Source organism: Stieleria sp. (genome assembly GCF_041595215.1).
In the GTDB taxonomy this organism is placed as follows: Bacteria; Planctomycetota; Planctomycetia; order Pirellulales; family Pirellulaceae; genus Stieleria; species Stieleria magnilauensis.
Genome location: NZ_JBFHKV010000312.1, coordinates 1 through 8,143 on the forward strand (window position 1 = coordinate 1; position 8,143 = coordinate 8,143).

Annotated in this window: 6 protein-coding genes; 4 read left to right on the forward strand and 2 right to left on the reverse strand. The window is 58.0% G+C overall.

Translation table 11 applies throughout. From position 1 onward, the window contains the following. Nucleotides 1–255: hypothetical protein (locus ABX749_RS13770; protein ID WP_372896480.1), on the forward strand; the 255-nt coding region annotated here is incomplete at its 5' end. 679 nt (nucleotides 256–934) lie between these two features. Here ABX749_RS13770 and ABX749_RS13775 read toward each other — a convergent pair. Continuing rightward, nucleotides 935–2,434 carry a hypothetical protein gene (locus ABX749_RS13775; protein WP_372896481.1) on the reverse strand — a complete coding sequence of 500 codons (1,500 nt, stop codon included), beginning with the start codon at nucleotides 2,432–2,434 and terminating at the stop codon, nucleotides 935–937. 1,555 nt (nucleotides 2,435–3,989) lie between these two features. Here ABX749_RS13775 and ABX749_RS13780 point away from each other — a divergent pair. From ABX749_RS13780 to ABX749_RS13790, 3 genes are all read left to right on the forward strand, one after another. Then, nucleotides 3,990–4,868 (forward strand): TIGR01459 family HAD-type hydrolase, encoded by an 879-nt coding sequence (locus tag ABX749_RS13780; protein ID WP_372896482.1) that lies wholly within the window; start codon nucleotides 3,990–3,992, stop codon nucleotides 4,866–4,868. Nucleotides 4,869–5,017: 149 nt separating this feature from the next. Continuing rightward, nucleotides 5,018–6,331 (forward strand): FGGY-family carbohydrate kinase, encoded by a 1,314-nt coding sequence (locus ABX749_RS13785; RefSeq protein ID WP_372896483.1) that lies wholly within the window; start codon nucleotides 5,018–5,020, stop codon nucleotides 6,329–6,331. Nucleotides 6,332–7,095: 764 nt separating this feature from the next. Further along, on the forward strand, nucleotides 7,096–7,653 hold the full coding sequence (locus ABX749_RS13790) for a carboxymuconolactone decarboxylase family protein (RefSeq protein WP_372896484.1): 558 nt from the start codon (nucleotides 7,096–7,098) through the stop codon (nucleotides 7,651–7,653). Between the two features lie 15 nt (nucleotides 7,654–7,668). On the opposite strand, the gene ABX749_RS13795 is transcribed toward ABX749_RS13790, so the two are convergent. Next, on the reverse strand, nucleotides 7,669–8,143 hold a 475-nt coding region (locus ABX749_RS13795), incomplete at its 5' end, for an FKBP-type peptidyl-prolyl cis-trans isomerase (RefSeq protein ID WP_372896485.1).

An 8,143-nucleotide genomic window follows, 5' to 3' on the forward strand; every position in this document is an offset into this window, starting at 1 on the left:
CTGGAACCGCCGTGTGGCGAAGCTTATGCGACATCGATCGTTCAAGCATGGCTTTCTTGTGGCTCGCCGCTCGGCTTTGGTAAGCAGGTCCTTCGTGAACTTCTCGCCGTAGTGGCGTTGCAGGTTCGCCTTTCAATTCGACCGAGCGCGATTGCCATGTCGATGTACCCTAATGCGATCGGCCGTCCGCTGTGCCCGAAACCACTGGACCGGTTCGTTCGCGTTGATCCAGGAGTCGTTGGTACCGCGAGGTAGGCATGGTGCCACAGCCGATCCAGGCACACTGGCGGACGGCTCAGTTTGCTTTGACGTTGCATGTCTGCTTGTCGGTTGATGTTGGAACGATTGAACCGTGCAAGGTCATCGCGATCACGAGTATTGATCGCCTCGGCATGACCAGAGAACACCGACTACCGGAAAACCCTTCGATCGCGGTTGATTTGATCACTCCAATACCGCAATGAACGCCAATGGTTGCAATCGTCGTTGCACGTTTGTAAGCTGAGAAACGCAACGCGAGACGGGTTTTTCCTCGCGAAAACCGTGTTTTCAGAAGGTCGGATTGGCGTTCTGGGGGTGCAGAGGTCGCAAGTTCGAATCTTGTCATCCCGACTACCGACAAACCCCGTGAAACCTAGCGTTTTGCGGGGTTTTGTCGTTTCTTGACCCTCGGCTTTCGAGCTTGTCGAGTGGTCAGCCGTTGGTACTTAGGCTTTCGTCGGCTCACTGAGCCAGCGCCCGCTGATGACAGAAAAACGGGCCGGGACTGTGGCGGGAACGGGCGACAGGAAAATGGGTGACAAGAAAATGTTACGCTCCGGTGATCCTCTCGCGTGCCCCGCATCACCTTCCCAAGGTGATTGAGAGAAATCGAATACTGCGCTCGAAACAGAATGGTACCAACGGCATAATCTGTTGACGGCCATTCACCCAGCTATTGCTGTTGCTGGAACTGTATTGAATACAGATCGCATTCCTGCAACTCGAAGTACAGTCGAACCGGCCGACTTGCGAGTGACTCGAGATCCGGATCCCCTTTCCATCTCACGTGACGATCAATTTCATCACCGTAGATCGGCAAGCAGTCATCGAGACGAAAGTTTGGAACCGGACTGCCGTCGACGGTTTGGATCTCAACTCGCACCTGGCCGCCTGCACTCGTGCTGAGATTGAGGTGCAGGCTGTCGCCGGAAAATCGGATCGGACGAGTCAAGAAACTGCCCGGTTGGGCTCCCGCATGAACTGACGCGAATCCATCGGTCCGCAGAACGTAGCGATCGCCACTGCGATGATAGATCGACATCTCCGTCGGCGAAGTCGGCACGACATTCAGCGCGACATAATTGGCACGGTTCAACCATGCGGTTGGATCAAGTCCCGGTCGAATGAATGCTTCCCCAATCATGCGATCGTAGCGAGTGGTGCCGGCTCGTGAAGTCATCAGCAGCACATCGGTCGCGTTGTTGTGATCCTTCGACGCGGCGGAGTCCCCTCTGCCAGGAACGTAACGTGTCGGCATCGCGACATAGATGTGAGGCGCGCGAAAATAGGGATGCGTCTGATTGGTGTAGAGATGCTCGCCGGGGCGATTCGGGTTCATCTCGACGGGTGCGGTCCACGTCTCGAAATCTGCCGATGTCGTGCGACTGATGCTGCGAAGCCCCTCGTCGGCAGTCCATGTTCGGAAGTAACAGACATATTGCTGCTCCGCTTCGGACCAGAACGAAACGTTTTGGGAATCGAAAGCGTGACGCCACTCATCGCGATACGGAATGACCTCGCCCTGCTTCGACCAGTGAATGCCGTCGTTTGAATAAAATGCGAACAGCCCGATCCCCGGTTTGGCCTTACCGCGTTTGTTACCGGGTCCGGGATGACCGGCGAGGGCTTTATAGCGCTGGCTGCCTGGAACGTTGGAACGTGTGTCGAGAAAGGGACTGAAGTTGTGCAGCAGCGAAGGCATCTTGGCCAGGATCACATTGTTCTCACGAGTCCCGTTGACTTCGTGAAGACCGAGCTTCGGAAACGCCCATTCGTGACCGTCGCGGCTCTCGCCGTAGCAAACCAGCTCTCCACCGTCGCCTGATTCCCTTTCACCTTGGAACGCCGGATCGTATCCGCGCCAGTAGGCTCGAAAAAGAACGCCATGTTCGTCGCTGTCCCTAATGACCGTGGCGTAGGCTCCCTTTGGTAGCGGTGATTGGGGCCTCGGGGCTTTCACGGGACGCTGCAGTCTCAAGTCCACGCCGTCCGTGCGATCGATCAGCAAATCGTCCACGAACAGTTCTCTTCGCGAACCGATGTCGATCGGCTCGTCCGCCACAGACAACGCGGCACCGCTCGACACCACAATCGTCACCGACACAATCAGCCGGTAAAGTAGCAATCGTACTGGATACTCAAGAAAAGAATGGTTCAGTTGTTCGCTGCGCATTTTTCGAGTCTTTCGAATGACAGAAACAAAAAGATTGTGGACCGCAAGGTTGCTTTCCTAAATGCTTATTGAACGTTTGCTAGGCCATCGCCCAACCGCGGCGATCACCGAGGTAGCGGAACGAACATCGACCGAATCGGTTTCGTTTCTATTCTGCCCAAGTGAATCGAGACCGCGGGTTCCGCCACGCGGTTTGCTAGATGATACCAAAACACGCGCAATCGCAGGCAGCCCGTGAGCCGCGTTTGCCGAAGGCCCAAAGGGCGCAGGTCGACTCTAGCCCAACACCGATCAACGAGCGTGATTCACCCAAGGGTGGAACCCGAACGCCCGCGTCAATGCCACCGACTTTGGCACCAAGCGGGTTGTCCTTGGGTAGCGGCAAGGCGCGAGCCGAGCCACTGATGTACGATTGACGTCCGCCGGGAACGCGGCAGCGAACGAAGGATCCCGGAGGGATGCCAGCGAGTAGCCGGAGGTCAGCGCAGCGCCACCTCCGGGGAGCACGTCCCACAATCCCCTCGACCCCGGACGGGGTCGCATCTGACGAGGGACCGGATGTCCGGAGGTGTCGCTTCGCTCACCTCCGGCTACTGGCTTTGACCCCGTCGGGGTCATGCCGCGCGCCCTACCGCTAAAACATGCTTCACAGCGTTGCCGTTCAGGCTCGCAGCGAATCCATCCGCCGGCGGTGCCGCCCACCGCCTCGCGGAAAGACTTGAACGGGTGGCATCAAAATGCAGTATTCTGGCCGGGACTTCCGGCTGAACAATCGTCGGGGAAAGATGATCCACGTCAGGACCTATTCCCCCGTCTTGGATCAAGAAAACAATGCCCCGAACGAGACATTCACACTGGACTACGAAATGACAGCCGCGGAAGCGGTCGCTAATTAAGCGGATCGGGGCGTCATAACATCGCGGTATGCTCGTGCGGTGGCCATCCCGCATCGACCGAATTGACGAAAGAGCCAAACGAAAAGAGGCTCTCGCCGCAGACAGAGGGCGAGAGCCTCGAGGATCTTCGAGCACACCGCGATGTCCACAACCACAAGTCACTCTGGTTTGTTCATACCATGCCTTTTCAGGCAGAACTCGCATCACCGCCGCTTCGGGAAGTCGAGCGGGATACAGAGTCACAAGAATGCAGAACGAAGCCGGAGTCGAAATGTTGCCTGGACACCACATGCCTCCTCACGAAATCGGAGGCAGGCGCACTCACAAATATGAATGGATGTTCTGCATTAGCTACCTCATCAGTCGAGGAAGAATCACAGGAAACGAGTACTCTGATGTTCAATTTACGCTGGAGCCCCGCACAGGTCAATTAAATTTTTAGAAACCGCTTTCTGGGTGACGACAAGCATTTGCACATTTGCTGTCACCGGCCATGTTGTCGACACGGTTTCAGGGTGCACTGCATGCTCCGCCCGTTGGTGGGTGGCACCAAATCAAAACCGTGGCACCAAATCAAAACCCGCCCTCCGCGGGGGCTTGTGCGCTCAGGCTGGTGAGTTGATCATTGCTCAGAATTCTCCACCTGATTGGCATCGCACATGACGCGATTCATTCGCTCACTCCAGGAAGTCTTGGCCGATTTTGATGTTGCCGTCCTCGATCAATGGGGCGTGCTGCATGATGGCACGACGCCTTATCCATGCGCCGTCGAAGCGATCGGGATGCTGGCCGATCACGGCAAACAGATGATCGTCGTCTCCAATTCTGGAAAACGCGCTGAATTGAACCGTGCCCGCATGCAGCGAATCGGCTTGCCGATGAATTACGTTGGCGAAGTCGCGACGTCCGGCGAAGCGTTGTGGGACGACATCCGACGCGGACGCCTGACCGTGCACGGCTCGGTCCCCAAGACGTGGTTTCCGATTTGCGCGACGTTCCAGGATGCGATCGATTGGAGTGCCGGATGCGACACGATTGAGTTGCGCGACACGTTGGATGACAGCATCGACGCGATCCTGCTGATGGGGCTCTCCGAGGAAGCCCGAGAAGATGATTATGACGATGTGTTTGACAAAGCGATCGCGAACGGAATCCCCGTGGTCTGCTCCAACCCCGACAAGTCATCGCCGCGCGCCGGTGGATTGATCATTTCGCCCGGTCATCTGGCGGATCGATTTTGCGAGAGGGGTGGAGAAGTCATCTGGTATGGGAAGCCATACGTCGCGATCTACAACGCAGTCCAACGGGCGTACCCAGACGTCCAACCCCATCGATTCTTGATGGTCGGCGATAGTTTGGAACACGATATCGGTGGCGCACAAAACATCGGATTTGCATCAGCACTTGTTCGCAGCGGTGTTCACCGAAACGATTTTGGTGAAGCCAACGAAGACCATGAACTGCAGCGAGTCCTCGACCGACTCTCTGCTCGCTCGGGGGTCGACCCGCCGACGTTTTGTCTTGAGTGCTTCGCTTGAAGCCCCCCTATCGGACTTCACAGCCTTGCGGCGTATTCTCACGGAGTCTGCTTTCGCCCCAATTTGAAAAGACACCGACGCCGAGTCGTTAAACTGGGACGCGAGCAACCTATCGCCCGATGTTGGCGAAGCGACAGCAGGAGATGCCCATGCCAACCAATGATGATCTTTTTCTCGGTATCGACATCGGGACGTCCGGTGTTCGATCGACGGTGATCACCCAAAGCGGTGAACCAGTCGCGACGGCGATCGCTGGCCTGCCAAAGCCCATCGAAATCGATTCACGTCCCTGCCAGGATCCCGAGCTCTGGTGGGACGCGACGTGTGATTGCCTTTCCGATCTCGCGAAACGATTGAAACAGGGTGACAGAAACCTGGCAGACGTTCGCGCGATGAGCGTCGATGGGACCTCAGGCACCTTGTTGCTTGCTGACGAAAGCCTCACCCCCGTGTCTCCCGGATATCTCTACAACTCCGCCGGATTCAATCGAGAAGCGGAGATGATCGCCGCGCACGCTCCGCCGGACTCGATCGCCAATGGGCCAGGATCGGCGTTGGCACGGCTGATGTTTCTGCTGAAGCACACCACATTCCCGCCCGCCCGGTTCATCTTTCACCAAGCCGACTGGATCGCGGCGAAGTTCTTGGGCGGCAGTCAAGTTGAAGGTGGTGGGCTATCGGATGAAACGAATGTGTTGAAGATGGGTTACGACGTGGTCCGTCGCAGGTGGCCCGATTGGATCGTGGATTGCGGCATCCCCACCCGTTTACTCCCGCACGTCCATCCCGTCGGCGACTGTTTTGGCTCCGTTTCCGATGCGGTGTGCAAACAATTCGGATTTGCATACGACGTAAGCGTTGTCGCTGGCACGACCGACAGCAACGCGGCGTTTTTGGCATCCGGTGCCTCCAAGCGAGGTGAAGGAGTGACATCACTCGGCACGACGCTGGCCATCAAATTGTTGTCGGATCAACCGGTCTTCGATCCAAGTCGCGGCCTTTACAGCCACCGTATCAGGGACATGTGGTTACCTGGCGGCGCCTCCAATACCGGGGGCGGCGTGCTCTTGGACTTCTTCACGCCGGATCAGCTCAGTGAGCTTCAATCCAACCTTGATCCCTCGACGCCAACCGGCTTGGACTACTATCCACTGTCGAAGCCTGGCGAACGCTTCCCGATCGCCGACCCCAATCTCGCTCCCCGGCTCACACCGCGCCCCCAAGACGACGCCGTCTTTTTGCAAGGAATGCTCGAAAGCATCGCCGAGATCGAGCGTGTCGGCTACGCCGCTTTGCGGGAGCTGGGCGCACCGGCGGTGCACCAGGTCTTTACGGCCGGAGGCGGTGCAGCCAACGATGCCTGGACGCAGATCCGCGCGCGTGTCCTGGGTGTGCCGGTGTTGAATGCCGACTCGTCAGAAGCCGCCGTGGGTGCGGCACGAATCGCAGCGGGATTGATTTAGTGCGTCGAGTGGATTCGTTGGCGAGCGAGACAGAATCGGCATGCAGAACCAGCGTCCGCAGATGGCAGAAACATGGGAGGGGAGAGTGGGCGACAGGAACATGGGTGACAAGAAAATGTGGCGCGCCGGTGATCCTATCCCGCGTTCCGCGCCACCATTTCATTGCGATTGAAACATCTCCAATACAGCGGTCGGTAGAGAGCGGTACCAATCGCACGAGGAGCGTCCCGATAGGCTTGTTGGCCGGTGGCGCCGCAACGACTGCCATCGTCAACGCTCAACAAAACCCTCCACGTCGTCCAAGATGATCTGCCGACGTTCGGCAGCGGCCACACGAGTAGCCCCGAACTGATCGACGTGGCATCGAACCGTTGCGATTTTGAGAATCGTGTGTTGGGCAGTCCGGGACCATCGTGTCCCCCCCGGCAAACGCTGCCCGACGGAGGTTCGGTGAGTCAGCCCCCATGCGACGCAGACGAACAGGCGACGCAGACAAACAGGCGACGCAGACAAACAGGCGACGCAGACAAACGGGCGACGCAAACGAACAGGCGACGCAAACGAGCAGGCGAACCACCGTGCTGTCGTCTTTCCGACTGTGGGGGGGCGAATAAAGGGAATCCTGAACTTGGGGCCATCCCCTGTTCGGTGCAGGCTGTCTGGCTGGAGTGTGGGCGGTACAATGCAGAACCGCGGTTAAGTCCGGCACCTTAATCGATTGTGAGCCTAGAAACCATTTCCTGTTCGAGCACGGAGAGAGAGCGATGCCACGCTTCCCGCTGATCCACGAGACCGACGCGCCGGACGAGGTGACGGAGATCTATCGCGACTTCCAGCGGGAGATGCGGTTTCCCGACGTCCCCAACTTCGTCCGCACACTGGGCGCGTCACACTCGACGCTGGCCGGCACTTGGGGCCTACTGAAGCATGTGCTTCTGGACGGCCGCCTTCCGAGGTCCACGAAGGAACTGATTTTTGTGGCCATCGCAGTGAAGCGGGAGTGCGAGTATTGCAAAGAGGCACATGCCGCGTGTTGCCGAGTCTTGGGAGTTGAAGACAACACGATTCGGGCCGTGATGGAGGGGCTCAAGGATGATGCGCCCGAGATCCCCGATCACACGCGCGACATCCTTCGGTTCGCCATCAAATGTGGCGCCACGCCTGAGCAATTAAACAGCGAAGATTTCGCCAGCCTCGCGCAACACGGCCTCGACAACGAGCAGACTTTGGAAGTGATCGCCACCGCAGCGATGGCGGTCTACGCGACCATCATCGCCGACGCAACGATGCTGGACATTGACGCCATGTATGCAGAGATGTAGCAAACGGTGGGGTGCTTATTGGACTTCGATGAGTTCGACGACGAAATGGAGGTGCGAATGAGGAGGGATCGAGCCAGGGGAACCGCCTTTGCCGTAACCTAGCCTTGAAGGAATCCACAGCTCGATCATGCCTCCCTCGCCGACGAGTTGCAGCCCTTCGGTCCAGCCGGCGATAACATTTCGCAAAGGAAAAGTCGTGGGTTCCCCTCGTTCGTAAGAGCTGTCGAAGACTTTGCCGCTATTGAGCCACCCGCGATAGTTGACCGTCACGGTGTCGTCAGCAGTGGGTTTCTTGCCGCCGGAATTTCTCAGCACCCGATACCTCAATCCGGAATCGGTCGCGGTAAATTCAGGCACGTCCCCCGCATCGATCGGCCCGGCATCGATCGGCCCCGCATCGATCGGCCCCGCATCAATCGGCCCGGCATCGAGCGGCCCCGCATCGACCGGCCCTGTCCCCTGTTGGAACTCAGGCCGATGGAAAAACGTA

Coding starts and splice junctions, on each gene's coding strand:
- ABX749_RS13775 (WP_372896481.1), bottom strand. CDS start 2,434: ATGCGCAGCGAACAACTGAACCATTCTTTTCTTGAGTATCCAGTACGA.
- ABX749_RS13780 (WP_372896482.1), top strand. CDS start 3,990: ATGACGCGATTCATTCGCTCACTCCAGGAAGTCTTGGCCGATTTTGAT.
- ABX749_RS13785 (WP_372896483.1), top strand. CDS start 5,018: ATGCCAACCAATGATGATCTTTTTCTCGGTATCGACATCGGGACGTCC.
- ABX749_RS13790 (WP_372896484.1), top strand. CDS start 7,096: ATGCCACGCTTCCCGCTGATCCACGAGACCGACGCGCCGGACGAGGTG.